Source organism: Mycobacterium gallinarum (assembly GCF_010726765.1).
Lineage (GTDB): Bacteria > Actinomycetota > Actinomycetes > Mycobacteriales > Mycobacteriaceae > Mycobacterium > Mycobacterium gallinarum.
On sequence record NZ_AP022601.1, the window covers coordinates 5,117,715 to 5,140,003 of the forward strand.

At 66.0% G+C, this 22,289-nt stretch carries 23 protein-coding genes; 15 read left to right on the forward strand and 8 right to left on the reverse strand.

Features of this window, described 5'->3' with window-relative positions; translation table 11 throughout:
- Nucleotides 1-9: 9 nt before the first annotated feature.
- Nucleotides 10-1,437 (reverse strand): acetate metabolism transcriptional regulator RamB, encoded by a 1,428-nt coding sequence (gene ramB / locus G6N42_RS25170; protein WP_163734434.1) that lies wholly within the window; start codon nt 1,435-1,437, stop codon nt 10-12.
- A 77-nt stretch (nt 1,438-1,514) separates the two neighbouring features.
- Here ramB and G6N42_RS25175 point away from each other — a divergent pair, with 77 nt between their 5' ends.
- The 3 genes from G6N42_RS25175 to G6N42_RS25185 all read left to right on the forward strand — a co-directional run bounded on the left by G6N42_RS25175 (nt 1,515) and on the right by G6N42_RS25185 (nt 4,889).
- The gene (locus G6N42_RS25175) at nt 1,515-2,327 is read left to right on the forward strand and encodes an acyl-[acyl-carrier-protein] thioesterase (protein ID WP_163734437.1); all 813 of its coding nucleotides are present in this window, start codon (nt 1,515-1,517) and stop codon (nt 2,325-2,327) included.
- 257 nt (nt 2,328-2,584) lie between these two features.
- Entirely contained in the window at nt 2,585-3,871 is a 1,287-nt protein-coding gene (gene aceA / locus G6N42_RS25180) for an isocitrate lyase (RefSeq protein WP_083124169.1), read from the forward strand.
- Nucleotides 3,872-4,034: 163 nt separating this feature from the next.
- The gene (locus G6N42_RS25185; RefSeq protein WP_163734440.1) at nt 4,035-4,889 is read left to right on the forward strand and encodes a 3-hydroxybutyryl-CoA dehydrogenase; all 855 of its coding nucleotides are present in this window, start codon (nt 4,035-4,037) and stop codon (nt 4,887-4,889) included.
- A gap of 33 nt (nt 4,890-4,922) precedes the next feature.
- Here the strand turns inward: G6N42_RS25185 and G6N42_RS25190 are convergent, their stop codons facing one another.
- Together G6N42_RS25190 and G6N42_RS25195 are read right to left on the reverse strand one after the other, a co-directional pair.
- On the reverse strand, nt 4,923-5,786 hold the full coding sequence (locus tag G6N42_RS25190; RefSeq protein WP_163734443.1) for a polyphosphate kinase 2 family protein: 864 nt from the start codon (nt 5,784-5,786) through the stop codon (nt 4,923-4,925).
- 4 nt (nt 5,787-5,790) lie between these two features.
- Nucleotides 5,791-6,495 carry a TetR/AcrR family transcriptional regulator gene (locus G6N42_RS25195; RefSeq protein ID WP_163734445.1) on the reverse strand — a complete coding sequence of 235 codons (705 nt, stop codon included), beginning with the start codon at nt 6,493-6,495 and terminating at the stop codon, nt 5,791-5,793.
- Nucleotides 6,496-6,601: 106 nt separating this feature from the next.
- Here G6N42_RS25195 and G6N42_RS25200 point away from each other — a divergent pair, with 106 nt between their 5' ends.
- The 9 genes from G6N42_RS25200 (at nt 6,602) to G6N42_RS25240 (ending at nt 14,433) form a co-directional block, all read left to right on the forward strand.
- Nucleotides 6,602-7,918: a DUF445 domain-containing protein gene (locus G6N42_RS25200; RefSeq protein WP_163734448.1), complete on the forward strand. Its 1,317-nt coding sequence runs from the start codon at nt 6,602-6,604 to the stop codon at nt 7,916-7,918.
- Nucleotides 7,919-8,008: 90 nt separating this feature from the next.
- Nucleotides 8,009-8,458: a helix-turn-helix domain-containing protein gene (locus G6N42_RS25205; protein WP_163734450.1), complete on the forward strand. Its 450-nt coding sequence runs from the start codon at nt 8,009-8,011 to the stop codon at nt 8,456-8,458.
- Nucleotides 8,459-8,543: 85 nt separating this feature from the next.
- A complete protein-coding gene (locus tag G6N42_RS31745; protein WP_163734452.1) occupies nt 8,544-9,182 on the forward strand; it encodes a heparin-binding hemagglutinin in 639 nt (212 codons plus the stop codon).
- A 73-nt stretch (nt 9,183-9,255) separates the two neighbouring features.
- On the forward strand, nt 9,256-9,552 hold the full coding sequence (locus G6N42_RS25215; RefSeq protein ID WP_083124174.1) for a DUF2516 family protein: 297 nt from the start codon (nt 9,256-9,258) through the stop codon (nt 9,550-9,552).
- Nucleotides 9,509-9,958, forward strand: coding sequence for a DUF2599 domain-containing protein (locus G6N42_RS25220; protein ID WP_163734455.1), 450 nt, complete (start codon nt 9,509-9,511; stop codon nt 9,956-9,958). Before G6N42_RS25215 ends, G6N42_RS25220 begins: the two co-directional genes overlap by 44 nt.
- Nucleotides 9,958-10,665 carry a deoxyribose-phosphate aldolase gene (gene deoC, locus G6N42_RS25225; RefSeq protein WP_163734458.1) on the forward strand — a complete coding sequence of 236 codons (708 nt, stop codon included), beginning with the start codon at nt 9,958-9,960 and terminating at the stop codon, nt 10,663-10,665. Before G6N42_RS25220 ends, deoC begins: the two co-directional genes overlap by 1 nt.
- Before the next feature lie 99 nt (nt 10,666-10,764).
- On the forward strand, nt 10,765-11,034 hold the full coding sequence (locus G6N42_RS25230) for a hypothetical protein (RefSeq protein ID WP_163734461.1): 270 nt from the start codon (nt 10,765-10,767) through the stop codon (nt 11,032-11,034).
- Entirely contained in the window at nt 11,018-12,634 is a 1,617-nt protein-coding gene (locus G6N42_RS25235) for a S53 family peptidase (protein WP_434059629.1), read from the forward strand. Before G6N42_RS25230 ends, G6N42_RS25235 begins: the two co-directional genes overlap by 17 nt.
- Complete coding sequence (locus tag G6N42_RS25240; protein WP_232076314.1) at nt 12,631-14,433, forward strand: Rcat domain-containing protein; 1,803 nt, start codon at nt 12,631-12,633, stop codon at nt 14,431-14,433. Before G6N42_RS25235 ends, G6N42_RS25240 begins: the two co-directional genes overlap by 4 nt.
- Before the next feature lie 3 nt (nt 14,434-14,436).
- Here G6N42_RS25240 and G6N42_RS25245 read toward each other — a convergent pair whose 3' ends face one another.
- The 4 genes from G6N42_RS25245 to G6N42_RS25260 are packed head-to-tail and all read right to left on the reverse strand — an operon-like array spanning nt 14,437 to nt 17,586.
- On the reverse strand, nt 14,437-15,372 hold the full coding sequence (locus tag G6N42_RS25245; protein ID WP_163734467.1) for an LmeA family phospholipid-binding protein: 936 nt from the start codon (nt 15,370-15,372) through the stop codon (nt 14,437-14,439).
- Entirely contained in the window at nt 15,369-16,205 is an 837-nt protein-coding gene (locus G6N42_RS25250) for a carbon-nitrogen hydrolase family protein (protein WP_163734470.1), read from the reverse strand. Before G6N42_RS25250 ends, G6N42_RS25245 begins: the two co-directional genes overlap by 4 nt.
- Nucleotides 16,206-16,224: 19 nt before the next feature.
- Complete coding sequence (locus G6N42_RS25255; protein ID WP_163734473.1) at nt 16,225-17,016, reverse strand: class I SAM-dependent methyltransferase; 792 nt, start codon at nt 17,014-17,016, stop codon at nt 16,225-16,227.
- A 60-nt stretch (nt 17,017-17,076) separates the two neighbouring features.
- Nucleotides 17,077-17,586: a DUF2505 domain-containing protein gene (locus tag G6N42_RS25260; protein WP_163734476.1), complete on the reverse strand. Its 510-nt coding sequence runs from the start codon at nt 17,584-17,586 to the stop codon at nt 17,077-17,079.
- A gap of 26 nt (nt 17,587-17,612) precedes the next feature.
- On the opposite strand from G6N42_RS25260, the gene G6N42_RS25265 reads away from it, so the two are divergent.
- Entirely contained in the window at nt 17,613-18,668 is a 1,056-nt protein-coding gene (locus G6N42_RS25265) for a UDP-N-acetylmuramate dehydrogenase (RefSeq protein WP_163734479.1), read from the forward strand.
- Nucleotides 18,669-18,683: 15 nt separating this feature from the next.
- The gene (locus G6N42_RS25270) at nt 18,684-19,982 is read left to right on the forward strand and encodes a L,D-transpeptidase (RefSeq protein WP_163734482.1); all 1,299 of its coding nucleotides are present in this window, start codon (nt 18,684-18,686) and stop codon (nt 19,980-19,982) included.
- 70 nt (nt 19,983-20,052) lie between these two features.
- Here the strand turns inward: G6N42_RS25270 and G6N42_RS25275 are convergent, their stop codons facing one another.
- Nucleotides 20,053-20,811, reverse strand: coding sequence for an SDR family oxidoreductase (locus G6N42_RS25275; RefSeq protein WP_163734485.1), 759 nt, complete (start codon nt 20,809-20,811; stop codon nt 20,053-20,055).
- A 172-nt stretch (nt 20,812-20,983) separates the two neighbouring features.
- Here G6N42_RS25275 and G6N42_RS25280 point away from each other — a divergent pair, with 172 nt between their 5' ends.
- Entirely contained in the window at nt 20,984-22,264 is a 1,281-nt protein-coding gene (locus G6N42_RS25280; RefSeq protein ID WP_163734489.1) for an ROK family protein, read from the forward strand.
- The last annotated feature ends 25 nt before the right edge of the window (nt 22,265-22,289 follow it).

Sequence of the window (22,289 nt, forward strand, 5' to 3'; positions counted from 1 at the left end):
GCGAGTCTATTAGGACTGCTTGACTAGATAGGGCGACACCGTGCTGCGGTGCTCATCGATGTCCAGTGCGCGGCCGAGCGCGGGGAAGGCCCGCTGCGGGCAGTTGTCCCGCTCGCAGACGCGGCAGCCGGCGCCGATCGGTGTCGAGTTGTCGCCCGACAGATCCAGGCCCTCCGAATAGACCAGCCGGTGCGCGTGCCGCAATTCGCAGCCGAGGCCGATCGCGAAGGTCTTGCCCGGCTGGCCGTAGCGGTGCGCACGGCGTTCGACCGTGCGGGCCACCCACATGTAGTTGCGCCCGTCGGGCATCTGCGCGATCTGCACGCCGATCTTGCCGGGGCTCGCGAACGTTTCGTAGACATTCCACAGCGGGCAGGTTCCACCGCTCGACGAGAAGTGAAATCCCGTGGCGGACTGCCGCTTTGACATGTTTCCCGCGCGGTCGACTCGGACGAACGACAACGGCACCCCCCGCATCGAGGGTCGTTGCAGTGTCGACAGTCGGTGCGCGATCGTCTCGAACGAGACGGCGTAGAAAGCAGACAGGCGTTCGACGTCGTAGCGGAACTTCTCGGCAACGTCGTGAAACTGCCGGTACGGCAACACTGTTGCGGCCGCGAAATAATTCGCGAGACCCAGGCGCGCAAGCACGGTCGACTCCTCGCTGGTGAAGTTACCGTCGTCGACGAGCTTGTCGATCAGCTCGCCGAACTCCAGATACGCCAGCTCTGCGGCCATCCTGAAGACCGTCTGCCCCGACGACAGGTGGCCGCTGATCTCCAGGGTCTTGGAAACCGGGTCGTATCGGTGTAACACCGTGCCGCCCAGGTCGATTCGCTGCTTGATGTGCACACCGTGGACCCTGGTCAGCCGGTCAGCCAGCTCGCGCGTCAGCTCCGCGCGGTGCATCCGCATCCGGATGGTGAGGTCTTCGGCGGCGGTGTCGAGCTCGTGCAGGTAGTTCTGCCGCTGATAGAAGTAGTCGCGGACCTCCTCGTGCGGCATCGTGATCGCGCCAGACCCGGAGCTCAAGCCGCTGCTGTCGGAGTGCCTGTCCTCGGTTACGGCGGCCAGCTGCGCGGTGGTCAACCGGTAGCGGCGGTGCAGGTTCACCATGGCGTGCGCCAGTGCCGGATGCGAGGTGACCATGTCAGAGATCTCGGCAAGATCGACGTCGATCGCCACGTCGCGATCGAGGGTCACCTCGCGCAGCTCGGCGACCAGCCGGGTGTCGTCCTCGGAGGCGAAGAACGTCGCATCCACCCCGAACACGTCGGTGATCCGCAGCAGGACAGACACCGTCAGCGGCCGTACGTCGTGCTCGATCTGGTTGAGATAACTCGGCGAGATTCCTAGCATCTGGGCCAGTGCCGCCTGGCTGTAGCCCCGTTCTCCACGGAGTTGCCGGACCCGAGAGCCGACGAACGTTTTTGGCACGTCAACCAGCGTAACAACGCTGCGAAGTGTGCCTTCGCATTGTTGGCAGTTCCGGCGCTATGGCAGGATCGTTGGTCATGGGAGGCGAGCCGACTACCGGTCTGGCGAAGGCGATGATGCCGGTGCCGGATCCGCACCCCGATGTCTTCGACATCGAGTGGCCGTTGCGTGTCGCCGACGTCGATCGCGGGGGCCGGCTCAAGTTCGACGCCGCCACCAGGCACATCCAGGACATCGGCTCAGATCAGCTGCGCGAGATGGGCTACGAGGAAACCCACCCGCTGTGGATCGTCCGTCGCACGATGGTCGATTTGATCAGGCCCATCGAGTTCAAGGACATGTTGCGCCTGCGCCGCTGGTGCTCGGGCACCTCCAACCGGTGGTGCGAGATGCGGGTCCGCGTCGACGGCCGCAAGGGCGGGCTGATCGAGTCCGAGGCGTTCTGGATCAACATCAACCAGGAGACCCAGGGCCCGGCCCGCATCTCCGACGACTTCCTCGAAGGCCTGCAGCGCACGACCGATATCAACCGTCTGCGGTGGAAGGCCTACCTGAAGGCCGGCAGCCGCGAGGACGCCGACGAGATTCGCGACTATCCGGTGCGCGTCAGCGACATCGACATCTTCGACCATATGAACAACTCGGTGTACTGGTCGGTGGTCGAGGACTACCTCTACAAGGTGCCCGAACTGCTCAGCGCACCCCTGCGCGTGACCATCGAGCACGACGCCCCGGTGGCTCTCGGCGACAAGCTCGAGATCATCACCCATGTCCATCGGCCCGGTACGACGGACAAGTTCGGTCCCGAACTGGCGGATCGCACTGTTACAACGCTCACATATGCCGTCGGCGACGAGACCAAAGCCGTCGCATCGATCTTCGCGCTCTGACGCCCTTTCCCTAACAGTACGACCGTACTGACGTGCGCAAATCGGTTACCGGCAGGTAGCTTCTGAACCGTTTCAGGGAATAGCCACCTTCGCAACCTTTGCAACATGGGTTGGCGCCTTGGCGAAAATTGGCAATCAAAACGAGTGGACCTGCGCGTATGGCGTGATGCATCCTCGTAACAGCGGAACAGCCAAGTTTGTTGAGTATTAGCAAGCCGAGCCCCGCCGGCTATGCAAAGCGATTCGAAGGAGCAGCCATGTCCACTGTGGGCACGCCGAAGTCACCCGAACAGATCCAGCACGATTGGGACACCAACCCGCGCTGGAAGGGCATCACCCGTACGTACACCCCGGCCGACGTGGTCGCACTGCAGGGTTCCGTCGTCGAGGAGGCCACCCTGGCCCGCCGCGGCGCCGAGGTGCTGTGGAACCAGCTGCACGACATGGAGTTCGTCAACTCGCTCGGCGCGCTGACCGGCAACATGGCCGTCCAGCAGGTGCGTGCCGGCCTGAAGGCCATCTACCTGTCGGGTTGGCAGGTCGCCGGTGACGCGAACCTGTCCGGTCACACCTACCCGGACCAGAGCCTCTACCCGGCCAACTCGGTGCCGCAGGTGATCCGCCGCATCAACAACGCGCTGCTGCGCGCCGACGAGATCGCCAAGGTCGAGGGCGACACCTCGGTCGAGAACTGGCTCGCCCCGATCGTCGCCGACGGTGAGGCCGGCTTCGGCGGCGCGCTGAACGTCTACGAACTGCAGAAGGCGATGATCGCCGCAGGCGTCGCGGGGTCGCACTGGGAAGATCAGCTGGCGTCGGAGAAGAAGTGCGGCCACCTCGGTGGCAAGGTGCTGATCCCCACCCAGCAGCACATCCGCACGCTGACCTCGGCTCGCCTGGCTGCCGACGTCGCCGACGTGCCGACCGTCGTCATCGCGCGTACCGATGCCGAGGCCGCCACCCTCATCACCTCCGATGTCGATGAGCGGGACCGCCCGTTCATCACCGGCGAGCGGACCAAGGAAGGCTTCTACCGCGTCCGCAACGGTCTCGAGCCGTGCATCGCCCGCGCCAAGGCCTACGCGCCGTTCTCCGACCTGATCTGGATGGAGACCGGCACCCCGGACCTCGAGCTGGCCGCGAAGTTCGCCGAGGGCGTCAAGAGCGAGTTCCCCGACCAGATGCTGGCGTACAACTGCTCGCCGTCGTTCAACTGGAAGAAGCACCTCGACGACGCGACCATCGCGAAGTTCCAGAAGGAGCTCGGCGCGATGGGCTTCAAGTTCCAGTTCATCACGCTGGCCGGCTTCCACGCCCTCAACTACTCGATGTTCGATCTGGCCTACGGCTACGCCCGCAACCAGATGAGCGCCTACGTCGAGCTGCAGGAGCGCGAGTTCGACGCCGAGGAGCGCGGTTACACCGCCACCAAGCACCAGCGTGAGGTCGGCGCCGGTTACTTCGACCGGATCGCCACCACCGTCGACCCGACCAGCTCGACCACCGCGCTCGCGGGCTCGACCGAAGAGGGTCAGTTCCACTGAGCTTGCGAAGTGGAACCGACAAGCCGGAGCCACTGAGCTTGCGAAGTGGGACCGACAAGCCGGAGCCACTGAGCTTGAGCCGTTGCCAAAAGCTTTCGGCTTGACAGCGCAGGCCCCGCCCCGAAACCCTGGGCGGGGCCTGACGCATGTACGAGGAGAAATAGTGAGCATTGAACGGGTCGGCGTCATCGGCGCCGGGCAGATGGGTTCGGGAATCGCCGAGGTATCGGCCAAGGCCGGCGCGGATGTGCTCGTCTACGAGCCGACCGACGAGCTGGTGACCGCGGGAAGCAAGCGGCTCACCCAGTCGCTGGAACGCGCAGCCGCAAAGGGCAAGCTCAGCGAAGACGATCGCGACGCGGCGCTGGCCCACCTGAAGTTCACCACCGACCTGGCCGACCTGGCTGACCGTCAGTTGGTCATCGAGGCGGTCGTCGAGGACGAGGCGGTCAAGGGCAAGATCTTCGCCGAGCTCGACAGGGTGATCACCGACCCAGATGCGGTCCTCGCATCGAACACGTCGAGCATCCCGATCATGAAAATTGCTGCGGCAACGCAGAATCCGAGCCGAGTGCTGGGTCTGCACTTCTTCAACCCGGTGCCGGTCCTGCCGCTCGTCGAGCTCGTCAGCACGCTGGTCACGGCGCCTGAAGCCGCCGCGCGCACCGAGCAGTTCGCGAGCGAGGTGCTGGGTAAGAAGGTGGTGCGATGCGGGGATCGGTCGGGCTTCATCGTCAACGCGCTGTTGGTGCCGTATCTGTTGGCGGCCATCAGGATGGCGGAGGCAGGGGTCGCGACCGTCGAGGACATCGATACCGCGGTGGTCGCCGGGCTGTCGCATCCGATGGGCCCGCTGCGGCTGTCGGATCTGATCGGCCTCGACACCATGAAGCTCATCGCCGACTCGATGTACGACGAGTACAAGGACGCGAATTATGCTCCGCCGCCGCTGCTCTTGCGCATGGTCGAGGCGGGCCAGCTGGGTAAGAAGTCAGGTCGGGGTTTCTACACGTACTGATGGTCGAGCGCGGGTAACCAGGCGGCGAGCGGCTCAAGCCTCGGCGAGTCGCTTCTTCTCCGCCTCGACATCGAAATCGGCTGGGGGCCACGATAAGTTCATCGACTCGAGCGCCTCGATCAACAGCTCGGTGATCGCCAACCTGCTGTACCACTTTCGGTCGCACGGAATCACGTGCCATGGTGCGTAATCGGTCGACGTCTTGTCCAGCAGCGCCTGGTACGCCTCCTGGTACAGCGGCCACTTGAGCCGCTCGTCGACATCGGCGGGGTTGTACTTCCAGTACTTGTCCGGACGATCCAACCGCTCTGCCAGCCGGGCCTTCTGTTCGTCGAGCGAGACGAACATCGCCACCTTGATCAGCGTCATGCCTTCATCGACGAGTGCCTTCTCGAAGGTGTTGATCTCGCCGTAGCGCGCTCCCCATACCTCGGGCGCGACCAGGTTGTGCACCCGGACGATCAGCACGTCCTCATAATGGGAGCGATCGAAGACCCCGATGTGGCCCGCGGGCGGCAATGCCTTGATGATGCGCCACAGAAAGTGGTGCGACAGCTCTTCCTCGGTTGGCTTTCCGAAGCTTTTGTACCGAATACCCTGTGGATTACCAGCTCCCGCAACGTGTTTGACTATCCCGCCCTTTCCCGCGGTGTCCATACCCTGGAGCACCAGCAGTATCGCCCGGGGGTCTCCGGAGCGGCTGTTGGCGTACAGCATCTCCTGCAGCTCGGCGAATCGTGCGTTGCGTTCGGCCTGCAGCGCGGGCGCGTCGGCCTTCTTACCCCTGAACCCCGGGGTCGCACCGGCGTCGATGTCGGCGACCTTGTCGCCGTGACGGAACTCGAGATGGGTGTGCGGCTCGTGGGTCCACAAGGACGGCAGGTGTGACTCGCTCATCAGCTCAGTCAAGCAGTTGCCGGGGCAAAACCGGCGAAGGATGCGGGTCCTGCCGAAACTTCTCCAGCGACCCGCCGACCTCGACGATGCCGCACAGCGCGCTCCACGACAGCATCGTGAGGTAATCGATCAGCTCGTCGGAACTCATGCGTGGGTTCGACATCCACGAGTGCGTGGCCAGCTGCACGCCGCCAACGGTGTGATAGGCCCACGGCTCGACGCCGCCGGTGTCCATCCCCGCCTCGGCCATGCGCCGCCGCAGCATCACCGCGAGCATGCGAGCGATGATCTGCTCCGAGCGTGCGACGGCCTGGCTCTTGGAGGCCGAGTTGTTCGCCATCACGAATTGGTACGGCTCCGGCTCGGCGGCGACGGTTTCGACGTAGACCCCGATGATCCTGCGCGTCAGGTCGTAGCCGTCCAGGTTGGATGAGAGAGCCGCAGCCATATTCGGGATCAGTGTGGTCTGCGCGAACCGCATCATCACGGCGGTCGTCAGGTCGTTCTTGTCGACGAAGTAGCGGTAGAGCACCGTCTTGGACACACCGATCTCGGCTGCGATCTCGTCCATGCTGACGTTGCTGCCGCGGCGCCGAATCGCCTCCAGGGTGCCATCGACCAACTCATTGCGCCGTTCCACCTTGTGCTGGTGCCAGCGCCTCTTGCGTCCATCGGTCTTGACCGCGACGGACGAGATTTGTTCTGCCACGATCGCCGTAATCCCGTTCCCTAGTTCCCCTCGATAGTACGGGTGATCTTGCGTTCGAGCGTTGTCGGCTGGAACCGCCACTCCGCGGGTAGCGGATGATGTAGGTGTGGCACACAGACCGAGCGCCGGCAATCCGGCTCCGCGTAGCTTCGCCGAGTCGCTGGCGGCTGCCGACAGTGGCGCCGATGCCGAGCGCCAACGCGGCCTGCGGCGGATGAAGATCGTCGCGGTGTCGTTTCTGCTCGGCGCCACGGTGATCTTTCTCGTATGCACCTGGGCTCAGTCCCAGGGGGCGCCGCCTTGGGTTGGCTATGTCCGCGCCGCCGCTGAAGCGGGCATGGTCGGCGCGCTGGCCGACTGGTTCGCTGTCACCGCGCTGTTCAAGCATCCGCTGGGTATCCCGATCCCACACACCGCGATCATCAAGCGCAAGAAAGACCAACTCGGCGAGGGGCTGGGGACGTTCGTCCGCGAGAACTTCCTGTCACCCGAGGTCGTGGAGGCCAAACTGCGCGACGCGCAGGTCGCCGGACGCCTTGGCAAGTGGGTCTCCGAGCCGGTGCACGCCCAGCGCGTAGCGGCCGAAACATCAACGGTGCTGCGGGTTCTGGTGGAGATGCTGCGCGACGAGGACGTTCAGCATGTTTTGGATCGCATGATCATCAAGCGCATCGCCGAACCGACGTGGGGCCCGCCGATCGGCCGCGTCCTGGCCACCCTGCTCGCCGAGGGCAGGCAGGAAGCACTGATCCAGCTGCTGGCCGATCGGGCCTTCCAGTGGTCGCTCAACGCCGGCGAGATCATCGAGCGCGTCATCGAACGCGACTCACCAACCTGGTCGCCACGCTGGGTCGACCACCTCGTCGGCGATCGCATCCACCGCGAGCTCATGGACTTCACCGACAAGGTGCGCCGCAACCCCGACCACGAACTGCGGCGCTCGGCGACCCGCTTCCTTTTCGAGTTCGCCGACGACCTCCAGCACGACGCGGCCACGATTCAGCGCGCCGAGAACGTCAAGGAACAACTGATGGCCCGCGACGAGGTCGCGCGGGCGGCGGAGACGGCGTGGAGTGCGGCCAAGCGGATCATCCTCGAATCGGTCGACGACCCGTCGTCGGCTCTGCGGACCCGCATCACCGACTCGGTCGTGCACATCGGAGAGTCGCTTCGTGACGATGCCGATCTCCGCGACAAGGTCGACAACTGGATCATCAGAGCGGCTCAGCATCTGGTGTCGGAATATGGGGTGGAGATCACAGCGATCATCACCGAGACCATCGAGCGCTGGGACGCGGACGAGGCCAGTCGCCGCATCGAATTGCATGTGGGTCGTGACCTGCAGTTCATCCGAATCAACGGCACCGTGGTGGGTTCGCTCGCGGGTCTGATCATCTATTCGATAGCTCAGCTACTCTTCTGACCTGCGCTAACTAGTGCTTGCAAAAGTTAGCACCCCGTCGTACCGTGGGATGTGTCGTTACCGGTTACCCGATGCTCGAGGGGGTCACGCATGCCGCAGGATGAGAAGATCGCCGCAGTGGTGTCCAACGCTGCACAGGACATCGGCACCTTCATTCGCACGCAGCGCGAGGCAGCCCAGGTATCGGTACGGCAGTTGGCCGAGAAGGCCGGCGTCAGTAATCCCTACCTCAGTCAGATCGAGCGGGGATTGCGGAAACCCTCCGCCGATGTGCTCAACCAGATCGCCAAGGCGCTGCGGGTGTCCGCGGAAGTTCTCTATATAAGGGCGGGAATCCTGGAGCCCAGCGAGAACAACGAAGTCCGCGACGTCATCATCACCGACTCGGCGATCACCGAGCGGCAAAAGCAGGTGCTGCTCGAGATCTACACGTCGTTCGTCCAGCAGAACGAGGCCCAGCACGACGAGGGTCAGCAGAACGAGGGCCTGCAGATCGAAGCCGCGCGCGTCCAGACCGACGAGGAGCAGACGACTGAATAGAAATTCGCACCGTATTTAGTCCAACCGAACCGTCCGTTTGAACGTATGAACACCAAATCTCCAGAAAGTGAAAGGAAACACCGACATGGCTAAGAACACCCCGGCCAAGAACAAGAACCAGCCGACCGCTGACGACCTGAAGGCCCCGCTGCTCGCCGCAGTCGGCGCTGCCGATCTGGCCCTCGAGCGCGTCAACGAGATCGTCGCGGCCCTGCGCGAGCGTGCCGAAGACGCGCGCACCGATGCCGGGACCCGCGTGGAAGAGACCCGCGCCCGTGTGACCAAGCTGCAGGAAGAGCTGCCCTCGCAGTTCGGCGATCTGCGTGAGCGCCTGAGCTCCGAGGAGGTGCGCAAGTTCGCCGAGACCTACGCCGAAGCCGCGCAGACCTCCTACAACAAGCTGGTCGAGCGTGGCGAGGCCGCTCTCGAGCGCTTGCGCAGCCAGCCGGCTCTCGAAGAGGCCGCCGGTCGCGTCGAGGCCCTTTCGGACCAGGCCGTCGAGCTGACCCAGGAAGCGCTGGGCAACGTCGCCACCCAGACCCGTGCGGTCGGCGAGCGCGCCGCCAAGCTGGTCGGTGTCGAGCTGCCGAAGAAGGCCCAGAAGGCCGCGGCGCCCGCGAAGAGCGCCGCCAAGAAGGCTCCGGCAAAGGCCCCCGCCAAGAAGGCCGCCGCCAAGAAGGCTCCGGCCAAGAAGGCCCCGGCCAAGAAGGTCACGCAGAAGTAGCATTTCGGCACTTGGTCGCCCGGCTGGGCGAGTAAGAGTCGACCAGGGGACGTAGCCCGCATACGCTTGGAGCGTGCAGCTCCAAAACTTGGCGGGTTACGTCCTCTTGTTGTTGGCGGTCGTCGTACTGGCCTTCACCCTCTATGCCTTCGTGCACGCCGCCATGCAGCGGCCCGACGCGTATACCGCGGCGGGCAAGCTCACCAAGCCGGTCTGGCTTCTGATCATCGGCGGTGCAGGTGCCTTCGCCCTGCTCACCAGCCTCGCCGGAGTCTCTGTTTTCGCGATTGCGATCGCTGCTGTCGCGACCGGCATCTACCTTGTCGATGTGCGGCCGAAGATCCTGGAAATTCAAGGAAAGTCCCGTTAACCGGCGTTTCGTCGCGGCCGCGGTCGCGACGGTCTTCGTACCCCTCACCTTCGCGCCCGACGCCCCGGCCAATCCGGCGCCCCCGCCCCCCTACGTCGACCACGTCGAATGGGCGAAGTTCGGCGACCTCTCGAGTCTGCGGGTGTATCCGACCGCTTCGGGGCGGCAGGCGTCGCTGGTCGCGACCGTCGACACCGAGGCCGCCGCATGGCAAGAGGTGCTGGCGCTGTCGCCCGACGCGGCGATGCCCGGAATGTACGAACAATTCGTATGCCACTGGGAGTTGGCCGAACTCGGCCGCCCCGGAAAGACCAGTTGGAATCTCGAGCCGTGGCGGCCCGAGGTCGATGACGGCACGTTGATCGCGACGGGCTGTAATCCGGGCGGGACCGAGGAACCGTTTTAGTGAGCGACTACTGCCGCGATGACGTGGCTGCGCTCATCGATCACACTCTGCTCAAACCCGAAGCCACCGAACACGACGTTGCGCGACTCGTCGAGGAAGCGACCGAACTCGGGGTCTACGCGATCTGTGTGTCACCGTCCATGGTCGCCATCGCGGAGCGAGCCGCCAGGGGCGCCAAGCCCATCGCCGCGGTCGTCGGATTCCCTTCGGGCAAGCATCTTTCGGCAATCAAGGCCGAGGAGGCGCGCGCTGCGGTGTCGGCGGGGGCCGCTGAGATCGACATGGTGATCGACATCGGCGCCGCGGTGTCCGGCGACTTCACCGCCGTAGGGGCGGACGTCGCCGCGGTCCGGTCGGCGATCGGTGGCGACGTCGTCCTGAAGGTGATCGTGGAGTCGGCGGCGTTGCTCAGCATCGTTGGAGAGGATGCGCTGGTGTCGGTGTCCAGGACCGCCGCCGATGCCGGCGCCGACTTCGTGAAGACCTCCACCGGGTTCCACCCGGCGGGGGGCGCATCGGTGCACGCGGTGGAGCTCATGCGTGGGGCTGTCGGCCCGAGTGTCCAGGTCAAGGCCAGTGGCGGCATACGTACGACGGCCGATGCGCTGTCGATGCTCGAGGCCGGCGCGACCCGGCTGGGACTGTCTGGGACTCGGTCGGTGCTGGACGGACTGAAGGGGGCGCGGCGCGTTATTGACGCAAACTAGTAATATTTGCTGAGTTCGATTTACGAGTGTGCCAAAAGTGTGCGAAGATCTAGATCAAGCTCACCTATTCCGCTGGTGATAATCCGATAGGATGGAAAGATGACGACCGACAATCGTTTGCTTCGTCGAGTTTCAGCAGTTGCGGGAATTGGGGCCATCGCCGCGATGGGCTTCTTCACCGCATCGTGCGCCAAGGAAGAGGAAAAGGCGCCCGAGACCACTACGACCACCACCACGACCACGACTTCCGCCGCACCGGTCGAGCCGACCGAGAAGGCTCCCCGTCTGGAGCCGGGCGGACCGAACCCGTTCTCGCCGAGCGTTATTGCGCCGCCGGCACCGGAGGCCACGCCTGGCCGCCATCGCTGATAGGCGACTCCGGGTTCAGGCCAGGCTCTCGGCACTCGTCGCCGCAGCGGCGCTGACTGCCACCAGCTTCAGCGCCGCTTGCGCGCGGCAATCTCCCGACCCGATCACGGGTCCCTACGCAGCATTGCTGGCGAGTTCGGCCGACCTCGGCCCGTCGCGTTCTGCTGACACCCAACTGACCGTCACGCTCGCGGACCCGACGCAGGCACCGGCATTGACCCGATGGGCCGGTGATCGGGGCCTGAGGGTACGTACCCGCCCCGGTGACGGCTGGGCCATCGTCGAGGGTCCGGCCGCTGAGGTGGCACGGGCATTCGACGTGCCCATCCATGACTACCGCGGCCGCAAGGGCCAGGTGTTCTACGCGTCCACTCATCAACCGTCGATACCGTCACCCCTGCGTGGCGTGGTGGCGGAGGTGGGCCGCATCAACAGCTACACCCCGCACCACATGAAAAGCCCCGGGTTCCTACCCCTTGATGTCCGGTGGGGTGGGCTGACCCCCGACGGTCTGTTGCAGGCTTACAACGCCGACCCGCTGGCCGAGCAGGGCATCACCGGTAAAGGCCAGACGATCGTCTTCTTCGCGTTCGACAGCGCCGACCAGGAGGACTTGGACCTCTTCGCCGACACCTCCGAACTGCCCCGATTCACCCCGGTGATCGTCGGCGGGAAGCCCGAGGAACAGCACGGCGAAACTGCGATGGATCTCCAAGTGGCACATGCGATTGCGCCGGATGCCCGGCTCGTCGTGGTCAACGCCCGGCCCACGGTCCAGGGCGACGGCGCCTTCGAGAAGATCGGCAAGATGTTCGAAGAGGCCGACCGCCAGTTCCCCGGGGCGGTGTGGAGCCTGTCGATCGGATGGGGTTGCGACAAGCTCGTCACTGCGGCGGATCTGGCGCCGGTGGCGGCGGCGCTCGAAAGGGCGCAGCGTCGTGGCACCTCCGCGTTCGACGCGAGCGGCGACAACGCGGGCCTCGAGTGCAAAGCCAGCGACGCATGGTCGGCCCCACCGGGTCCCGATGACATTGGCCTGGACGCGGTCTCGTCGATACCGGCGATGACGACGGTCGGCGGCACGACGTTGTCGACAAGCCCTCGCGGCGACTGGGTGGGCGAGCGCCCATGGGTGGATTCACCGCTGTCCCAAGGCTCGACCGGTGGTGTGTCGGTGCTGTTCGACCGGCCGCAATGGCAGAGCCAGTTGGACATCGAGCAGGACCCTCAGCGTCGCCGCCTCGTGCCCGACGTCGCGGCGGTCGGGGATCCCTTCACCGGGGTCAGGTTCATCTACAAGCAGACCGAGGTGCTCGGCGGCGGCACGTCGCAGTCGGCGCCGATCTGGGCCGCGATGACCGCGCTGATGAACCAGTACCTCGTCGAGCGCGGCGGCCATCAGATCGGGAACGCGAACCCGCTGCTGTACCGCGTGGCCGCCGGGTCTTATCTACCGGGATTCCGTAACGTGGGCCGCGGCGGGAACGCGGTCTACTACTCGAATCCCGGCTACGACCTGGTGACCGGACTGGGTAGCCCGAACATCGACAACCTCGCCCGCAATATCCTCGGACTCCAGAAGGGGGTGGCGCCTCGGTGAGCAGCCCAGGTGGCTCATCCACCATGGTCTGTCGGGCGTGCGAAACCGAAGTACCCGACGCGGGCTTCTGCGGCAGTTGCGGCGCGAAACAGGCCGGCGGACAGGGGCGTTGGCGCCTTGGCGCGTACGCGGTCGCCCCGAACGAACACACTCTGCTGCCCTTCTTCGTCACGTCGCTTTTCCCGCAGCTGTCACAGCGGTCGCACATAGTCTTTCGGGTGGGGCTGGCGGTGCCCCTCCTCGGGGTGATCGCCTTCGCATTGCTGCGGTGGCAGGCGCCGCTGATCACGGTGGGCGCGCTCGGACTGCTGATCCTGTTCGTGCTGTTTCTGCGCGAATCCGACGTCGACGACGACCTGCCGCGTGGCTTGTTGGCGCTGACCGCCGCGATGGGAATCGTCTTGGGTGTCGGCTGCGCCTACGCCGTCAACGAGTTCGTCCCCGACGACTACGTATTGACGCTGGGAAGCGAGTACACCACACAGACGCTGTTCGACAAGGCACTCGTGATCGTGACCCCGGTGTTTTACGCGCTGCTGATGCTGATTCCGACGGTGGTGATTCGGCTGATCCAGCGCGGACCGCGAGAGTCGTTGGACGGCTACGTAATCGGGGCGCTCGGGTCGATCAGTTTCACCTCCGCGGCGACCCTGACGCTGCTGTCTCCTCAGTTCGAGACGGGGATCAGCGCCAGCGACCGAGCGGTCGACACCTTGGTCGTGCAGGCCGGAATTCAGCTCATCGCCGTTCCTTTGACGGCGGCGATGCTCGGCGGGTTGTTCGGGATGGCACTGTGGTTCGGCCGTCGGACCCTCATCGCGATCAGCGTGCTGTTGATCCTCGGCTTGTACGCCCTGTTCGGCCTGATGGATCTCGAGACGATTCCGATATTCGTGGAGTTGGTGCTCTACCTGTTCATCGCGCTGTTCGCCGTGATCGCGCTCAGGCTCGGCGTCCAGTTTGTCCTCATGACCAAGGATCACGACCCGGCAACCCACAGCGGGTTTCTGCGCTGCTTTCACTGTCACTACGTTGAACCTGACATGCCGTTCTGCCTCAATTGCGGGGTCGCCGCGCATGCGGCATCGCGGTCCTCGCGCGATGTTCGACGCACCGCAGAGGATGTCGAGACCGCGCCGGTGCGTCGCCCGAGCCACGCCCGTCTGATGACGGCGCTGGCCATCGGCACGGCGGTCGCCGCGGCTGCGGGCATCGCCGCCGCATTTGCGTCGACGCCCCAGGTGGTCGCCTACCAATGCCCGCCCGACTGCGGACGTCCGCCGATCTACGAACCGATCGAATCGTATCCGCGTTACGTCTCCGAGGACGGCGCGTTCTCGGTGCAGTACCCCGGGCCGGGAACGGCGTACGTGGCAACACTGCAGCCGGATGGCGTCGAATTGAAATTCACCGGGGGCGACACCGGCACCATGGAATTGTTCGGACAGCCCGCCGAGGGTAGGACAGCGAAGCAGATTACGGAAAGCCTTGTCGCCGAACATTTCCCGAATGCGACCGTCGATTATCAGATTCCCAACGCCATGGTCGGCTACGAGCCCGGGTACGGCGTCGTCTACGACGAGTATCCGCAGGACGCCCGCGGATCGTTCACCCGGCTGCGCCTCCTCGTCATGGTCGCGGTCAAGAACGACTATGCATTGGCTGCGGCCGCGATCGGGCCGTACCGCGAGTTCACCCGGGACGACGGACCGGGCCACCCATCCGCGGCGAATCTGCAACTTGCCATGGATATGGGCAAGTACGTCAACAGTTTTCGGTGGACAGAGCCGAAGGACTGACCGTCAGATGCTCGAGAAGCAGGAGTCTTGCTCGCTCCTGGGAATCGTCGCGTTCTGGGTGGAGAACTGGGTCTCGACGCCCGCGTCGGTCACCTTCACCGAGTCGGCCTTGATGTCCATCGGCAGCTCCTGCTCCAACTGGGCGGTGAGCGAGTCGAGTGCGGGCTGAATCGTCTCCCGCGGCAACGTGAAGCCGAGCCCGGTCAGCTCCGTCACCTCCAGCGTCAGAGCGCCGTTCTTGACCGTCGGCTTGGTGACGATGCTGCCGAGCGCCGCCTCCAACTCGACCGTGCCGTCGGACGGGTTGGTGGTGACGCCGGAGATCAATGATCCGACGAGTGGAATGGCGTCCTGAATGGACTGCGACATGCCGGCCGATGTCCAGTCGATCTTCGCGACGAGCGACCCGATCGTGCCGCCGCTACCGGAGCCGGCGTCTTCATTCAGTTTGACGTCCTTGACGGTCACGTCGGCCTTCATGCCCTGCAAACTGCCGATCTGATTGCCCGCGGTTTCGATGTGCAGGCTCGAATAGTGCCTGGACATGTGCTGTATCAGGAAGGGCGGCATGAAGGCGAAGGACACCTCGGCCTTGTCCTCGACAAGACATTCGACGGCGGAGGCGACCCTGGTCTCGCCTTCGTTGCGGGCGTACAGCTCGACGCCGATCAGCGCTGCCGCGACCACCGCGACGACGATGACCAGCGTCAGAATGATGGACAGCGGGTCGCGAAGGAAGCCCTTCGACCGCTTCTTGGGAGTGGGCTCCTCCTGCTGCGGCGCCGACGTCTGCGGCCCGGGTCCCTGGGGTGGCGGCGCGGAGTAACCCGGCGGCGGCCCCTGCGGGTACTGCGGCTGGCTCTGCGGGTACTGAGGTGGGCCCTGCGGCCTTTGAGGCGGGCCCTGCGGCTGGTTGCGGCCGTCCCAAGGGTCTGTCATCCCCGCGATTCTGCCTTACGCCATAGGTGATCTGTGCGGTTGTGCATGACCGCGATGGTTTCGCGGACCTTCCGGGCCGCATCGAGGTCGATCTCGGTGACAAGCAGAGCCGGATCGTCACCCGCCGATGCGACGACCTCGCCCACCGGAGACGCGACGACGCTGCCGCCCACCCCGGTGGGTCCCAGCGCTGCGATTTCGTCGCCCGGATAGGCCTGATCGACTGCGGCGACGAAACCCGTCGTGTCGATTGCACGGGCGCGGGCCAGCAGCGTCCACTGGTCGAGCTTGCCCGCACCGGTGCCCCACGATGCATGGACCGTGACGAGTTGTGCTCCGCGGCGGGCCAATTCGATGTACAGCTCAGGGAAGCGGACGTCGTAACACAGCGTGAGGCCGACGGTGACCGGACCGGAGTCACCGTCGACCGTGATCACCACGGGCTCGCGGCCCGGCGCCACGGTATCGGACTCGGTGAACCCGAACGCGTCGTAGAGATGGATCTTGTCGTAGTGGGCGTCGACTCCCGGTCCCGTCGCGATCAGGGTGTTGGTCACCCGCGCCCGCCCATCTCGGGTGTCGGCGGGGACGAACATGCCGGCGACGACGACGATGCCTGCGCGCTCGGCGATCTGCCGCACTCCCGTCGCCCATGGGCCGTCGAGCGGTTCGGCGATCGAGGCCAGCGAAGTGCCGAAGCGGCACATCGTCGCCTCCGGGAACAACACCAGCCGCGCGCCGGCGTCGGCTGCGCGTCGGGTGTAGTCCTCGACAAGGCCGAGGTTGGCCGCGGGGTCGGTGCCGCTGCGGATTTGTGCCAGGGCCACACGCATGATCACCAGCGTAGGACGTTCAGGCGAGGGGATTAGGCGCCACGGCCTGCCACGGCACCGTCAGCACGCCGTCGCGCATCCGTCGTCGCGGTGGATCGACCTGGAAGCCGCTGTTGCTCAGGAGATCCAGCATTGCCCGCCAGCGCACCCTCGGGCCGAAGACACCGTGGCCCGCGACGCTGGCCCACGCGTGATCGGCCGCCGCGAGCAAAGCGTGGATCGGCTGACCGTCGACATTGTGGTGGATCAGCACCTTGGGCAGTCGCACGGCGAGGTCGGACGGGCGCTCGATGGCGAACGGATCGCAGGCCAACGTGAGGCTCAGCGGACCGTCGGCGTCGAGCAGCACCCAACAGCAGAGCCTGCCGAGTTCATCGCACGTGCCGTCGACGATCAGACCGCCGGGAGCCAACTGAGCTTGCATGGTCGACCACGCTTCGGCCACCGCGTCGACGGGATATTGGCGCAGCACGTTGAATGCGCGCACCAGGGCGGGGCGCCGCCCGGCCAATTCGAAACCGCCGAGGGCGAATTCAACGGTGTCACCGCCGGCGGCTCGTGCCGAGGCGACTCGGTCGGGGTGGATCTCGAGGCCGATGACCCGAATGTCGTTGCGCACCATCCGCAGTCGCTCGGCCAGTTCGAGGGTCGTCACCGGCAGCGCGCCGTAGCCGAGGTCGATGACCAACGGGTCGGCGGCGGACAGCAGTGCGGCGCGCACCCGTCGCGAATGCACCAGCCAGCGATCGCTGCGTCGCAGTCTGTTGTAGCCGGTGGTACCTCGCGTGAGCTGTCCAAGTGGGGCAGCCATGAATTCAAGTTTAAGCCGGTCGAGTCCCTCCGCCCTGCACCACGCCGCAGGGCGGGTGACCTAAGCGTTCTCGGAGATCCACGCCGTGGTGAACCGCTGCTCCTGGACCAACAGGTCGACCAGCTGGCTGCCGATGAAGTTCTCGATCTTTCCGCCGACGAGTGGAATGTTCACCTCGACGGTGGCATGGAACTCGAGCCGCGAACCGGACCCGGATTTCGCCGGGGCCAGGATCGCGGTGCCGCGCAGCGTGGCGGGCGCCCCGGTGATCGATCCAATGATCGTGGCGGTCGTCTGCCCGTCAATGACCGGCGTCCAGGTTTCTTCGCGGACGAAACTGAGGTTGCCGCGGTGGAACTGGGTGACGACGCCCGGCAATCGGTCGGCGCGCAGCGTTTGCGTCGTGGTGATGTCGATGCCGCCACCGGAGCAATCGATCGAGTCCAGCGAATAGACGTCGGCACCGGACTCCGTCAGGCGGGCCAGCCAGTACCTCTCATCGCGGAATGCGCGGTGGACTTGTTCGACAGTGCCCTCGTACTCGGTCGCCATGTCGAATGAACGTGGCATAGCTGGCCACGCTACCGTTACCGCCCGTGGTCACCTCGCTCATCGGCGGCGCGTCCGTCTCCGAAGCGGTGCCGCTGGCACCGCTGACCACGTTGCGCGTCGGGCCCGTCGCACGGCGCCTGATCACCTGCGACACCACCCAGAAGGTCGTCGACGTGACGCGCGCGCTAGGCCCCGACAGCGATGCCCTCGTGCTGGCGGGTGGATCGAATGTCGTACTGGCCGACGACCTCACCGACCTGACCGTCGTCCTGCTCGCCAACACCGAGATCACCGTCAAGGGCAATGTCGTACGCGCAGAGGCCGGCGCGGCGTGGGACGACGTCGTCGTGACGTCGCTGGCGCACGGACTGGGCGGGCTGGAATGCCTGTCCGGCATCCCCGGGTCCGCGGGTGCAACACCGGTTCAGAACGTCGGCGCGTACGGCGCCGAGGTTGCCGACACCATCCGGCGGGTTCGCCTGCTCGACCGGCGCACCGGCACGGACTCCTGGGTGCCACCGCCGGCCCTGCAGTTCGGCTACCGCACCAGCATCCTCAAACGCTCATCGGCAGCGACCGTGCTCGAGGTGGAGTTCGAATTGCGCCCCGACGGACTCAGCGCACCGATGCGCTACGGCGAGCTTGCCAATGCCCTTGGTGCAGAACCGAATTCGCGGGTCGACGCCGCCCGTGTGCGTGACGCGGTGCTGGCGTTGCGGGCCGGTAAGGGCATGGTGCTCGACCCGGCCGACCACGACACCTGGAGCGTGGGCTCCTTCTTCACCAATCCCGTCGTCGACCAAGAAGTCTTCGACCGGCTCGAAGGGAGCGTCGACGGAGTCGTGCCCAACTATCCGGCGCCCGACGGCGTGAAGCTGGCCGCGGGATGGCTCGTCGAGCGTGCGGGCTTCGCCAAGGGCTATCCGGGGAACGACGCTGTAGCGCGGCTTTCGACCAAGCATGCGCTGGCTGTGACCAATCGGGGCAAAGCGACGACATCTGATGTGATTGCGCTGGCCAGGGCGGTACGCGACGGTGTCAGAACGACATTCGGGATCGAACTCACCCCCGAACCGATTCTGATTGGCGCCGCTCTCTAGGTACCCTGGGTCCACGTGAGCCCTGCCGATGCCGTGCCCTCGATGCCGGCTATATCCAGACGGCGCGCCTTGACCGCATTTGCGGTCGGGGTCATCGCGCCGGGCGCTCTGGCGGCCTGCTCCAGGGGGTCTCTGCCCTCAGCCGGCGAGGCGATCGAGCCGCCCGCCCCGTCGCTGACATACCAACCCGCGGACGCCACCGCTGACGTGGTGCCGACCGCGCCGATCGGGATCGAGGTCCGCGACGGCTGGTTCCAGCGGGTCGCACTGACGAATCCCGAAGGCAAGGCCGTCGCGGGTGCGCTCAACCGCGATCGCACCGCCTTCAACATCACCGAACCGCTCGGCTACGGCGTCGAGTACACGTGGAGTGGCTCGGTGGTCGGCCGTGACGGCAATGCGCAACCCGTCGCAGGCAACTTCACCACCGTCAACCCCAGCGCTCAGGTCAGCGGTCGGTTCCAGCTCGCCGACGGTCAAGTCGTCGGCGTCGCGGCGCCGATCATCATCCAGTTCGACGCGTCGATCAGCGACAAGGCGTCCGTCGAGAAGGCGGTCAAGGTCACTACCGAACCTGCCGTCGAGGGCAGCTGGGCATGGCTGCCCGACGAGGTCGGCGGCTCGCGCATGCACTGGCGCACCAAGGATTACTACCCGGCGGGCACGAAGGTGCACGTCGACGCGAAGCTCTACGGGGTTCCGTTCGGTGACGGCGCGTTCGGCGCGGCGGATTCGACGTTGGCGTTCGAGACCGGCCGCCGTCAGGTGGTCAGGGCCGAGGCGTCGTCGCACCGCATCCAGGTGCTCGACGCCGGCGGCGCGGTCATCATGGACTTCCCGTGCAGCTACGGCGAGGGCGACCTGGATCGCAACGTGACGCGCAGCGGCGTGCACGTCGTCACCGAGAAGTACGAAGACTTCTATATGACCAACCCCGCGGCCGGATACGCCAACGTCCGCGAGCGGTTCGCCGTTCGGATCTCGAATAACGGCGAGTTCATCCACGCCAACCCGGCCAGCCTCGGTTCGCAGGGCAACTCGAACGTCACCAACGGCTGCATCAACCTGTCCGAGTCCGACGCCCAGCAGTATTTCAACAGTGCGATCTACGGCGATCCGGTCGAGGTCACCGGGACCCGGATCCAGCTGTCCTACGCCGACGGCGACATCTGGGACTGGGCGGTTTCGTGGGACGAGTGGACTTCGATGTCCGCGCTGTCGGACCAGGCTTCACCTGCGGGGATTCCCAGCTCCGCTCCTGCCACGCCGTCGGGTGCACCGGAGCCCGCCGGCGCAGGACGCCCCGGCGGCTGACCCAATGTCGTGCTGACAGCGCCGGCAAGGCTATATATGCACGGCGACGCTCTCAGGCGGACATTGTGATCTAGGTCTGGCGGTTGAAGCGCGAGCCGCTGGCGCCGCTGACCTGGTCACGCGGCCGCACCACGATCAGATCAAGGTCGACGTGGGACGGACGGCTGGCGACAAACCCGATCACCTCGGCGATGTCCTCGGCCACCAGCGGTGTGACACCTTCGTACACCTTGGCGGCGCGCTCCTCGTCACCGTCGAACCGGCGCAGCGAGAAGTCGGTCTTCACCATGCCCGGCGCAACTTCGGTGAGCCGCACCGGCTTTCCGAGCAGCTCGCTGCGCAGCGTGCGATGCAGTACTCCCTGGGCGTGTTTGGCCGAGGTGTAGCCGCCGCCGTTGTCGTAGATCTCGACAGCGGCGATCGAGGTGACGGTGACGATCAGCCCGTCGCCGGAGTCGATCAGCTTCGGCAGCAGTGCGCGGGTGACCCGCAGAGTGCCCAGAACATTGGCCTCCCACATCCACCGCCAGTGCTCGATATCGGCCTCTGCCACGGGCTCGAGTCCGCGCGCGCCGCCGGCGTTGTTGACCAGGACATCGACCCTGTTCAGCCTGTCGGCCAGGGCGTTGACGGCATCGGAATCAGTGACGTCGGTCACAATTGCGGTCCCACCGATCTCGTCGGCCAGGGCCTGGATCGGCTCGGCGCGACGGGCTGCGCAAACGACGTGAAAGCCAAGGGCTGCAAGGGTTCTCGCGGTCGCTGCACCGATACCGGCGCTGGCGCCGGTGACCACCGCGACCCGCCTGTCGGTCTCTGGTGTTGTCATGGGCCCAACTTTAGTTGGCGTGCTAAATTCACCGTGTGTCCAGGAGTCAGGCTGCCCGCATCACGCGGCACTGTTGTTGTTGCGCACTTCGCCGCTCCTGATTGCGCTGTCCTGACGACAGTCCCCGGGTGTGGCACCGACCCCCCGGCCGACTTCACAAAAGGACACTCCCGTGCGCACCGCATCTCCCACTCTCCATAAGCCCGCTGCCCCCGCTCACGCCAAGCGCGCTCTTCTCGCACGTCACCACGTCGTGGCGCCCTCGCTGCGGGTAGCCGAGGCGGCCGCGGGCTCCGTGTTCAGCGCCGCGCGCCTGCGCGGCCCGATCGCGCGTGACGTCATCGCGCAGGTCACCGGACTCAGCATCGCCACGGTCAACCGTCAGGTGACGGCGCTGCTCGATGCGGGAGTCCTTCGGGAGCGCGCCGACCTGGCCGTTTCCGGAGCCATCGGCAGGCCGCGAGTGCCCGTCGAGGTCAACCACGAGCCCTACCTGACTTTGGGTATCCACATCGGTGCGCGCACCACCAGCATCGTGGCCACCGATCTGTTCGGCCGGACGCTCGACGTCGTCGAGACGCCGACGCCGCGTGCCCCGCAGGCCGCCGCCTTGGCGTCGTTGGCCGCCAGCGCCCGCCGCTACCTGAGCCGTTGGCACCGCCGCCGCGCTCTGTGGGTCGGCGTGGCCGCCGGTGGCGTCGTCGACAGCGCGACGGGTTACCTCGATCATCCGCGGCTGGGCTGGTCGGAGGCTCCCGTCGGGCCGGTGCTCGCCGAAGCGCTCGGCCTGCCGGTGTCGGTCGCCTCCCACGTCGACGCGATGGCCGGCGCCGAACTTCTGCTCGGGGGCCGACGGCTACCGGTGTCCGAGAGCGCGGGAACAAGCCTGTACGTCTACGCCCGTGAGACCGTCGGCTACGCGCTGTCCATCGGCGGGCGGGTGCATTCGCCGAGCAGCGGACCCGGCACCATCGCCGCGCTGCCCGCGGACTCGGAACTGCTGGGCGGCACCGGCCAGCTGGAGTCCACCGTGAGCGACGAAGCCGTGCTGATCGCCGCCCGCAAGGCCCGCATCATCAGCGGCGACGGTCCGGCCTCGACGATGCAGGCGGTGCTGCGGGCCGCCCGGCAGGGCAACGAGCAGGCGCAGGGCCTGCTCGCCGAGCGGGCCAGGGTGCTGGGCCAGGCTGTCGCGCTGCTGCGTGACATGCTCAACCCCGACGACCTCGTGGTCGGTGGCCAGGCCTTCACCGAGTATCCGGAGGGCATGGAATTGGTCGAGGCGGCGTACACGCAACGCTCGGTCATGCCGCCGCGTCAGATCCGGGTCACGGCCTTCGGTAATCGGGTGCAGGAGGCTGGCGCCGGTGTGGTGTCCCTCGTCGGGCTCTACGCCGACCCCATCGGCGCGATGAAGCGGGCCCTCAACCGGCGCCCCGAGGTGAGTGCGTAGCGGGCCGTTGTCCGGCCACGGTGTA

Bases quoted from the DNA above. Each gene is read 5' to 3' on its own strand.
- G6N42_RS25175 (WP_163734437.1), top strand. From the start codon at position 1,515: ATGGGAGGCGAGCCGACTACCGGTCTGGCGAAGGCGATGATGCCGGTG.
- aceA (WP_083124169.1), top strand. From the start codon at position 2,585: ATGTCCACTGTGGGCACGCCGAAGTCACCCGAACAGATCCAGCACGAT.
- G6N42_RS25190 (WP_163734443.1), bottom strand. From the start codon at position 5,786: ATGAGCGAGTCACACCTGCCGTCCTTGTGGACCCACGAGCCGCACACC.
- G6N42_RS25205 (WP_163734450.1), top strand. From the start codon at position 8,009: ATGCCGCAGGATGAGAAGATCGCCGCAGTGGTGTCCAACGCTGCACAG.
- G6N42_RS31745 (WP_163734452.1), top strand. From the start codon at position 8,544: ATGGCTAAGAACACCCCGGCCAAGAACAAGAACCAGCCGACCGCTGAC.
- G6N42_RS25220 (WP_163734455.1), top strand. From the start codon at position 9,509: ATGTGCGGCCGAAGATCCTGGAAATTCAAGGAAAGTCCCGTTAACCGG.
- G6N42_RS25230 (WP_163734461.1), top strand. From the start codon at position 10,765: ATGACGACCGACAATCGTTTGCTTCGTCGAGTTTCAGCAGTTGCGGGA.
- G6N42_RS25245 (WP_163734467.1), bottom strand. From the start codon at position 15,372: ATGACAGACCCTTGGGACGGCCGCAACCAGCCGCAGGGCCCGCCTCAA.
- G6N42_RS25250 (WP_163734470.1), bottom strand. From the start codon at position 16,205: ATGCGTGTGGCCCTGGCACAAATCCGCAGCGGCACCGACCCCGCGGCC.
- G6N42_RS25255 (WP_163734473.1), bottom strand. From the start codon at position 17,016: ATGGCTGCCCCACTTGGACAGCTCACGCGAGGTACCACCGGCTACAAC.
- G6N42_RS25260 (WP_163734476.1), bottom strand. From the start codon at position 17,586: ATGCCACGTTCATTCGACATGGCGACCGAGTACGAGGGCACTGTCGAA.
- G6N42_RS25275 (WP_163734485.1), bottom strand. From the start codon at position 20,811: ATGACAACACCAGAGACCGACAGGCGGGTCGCGGTGGTCACCGGCGCC.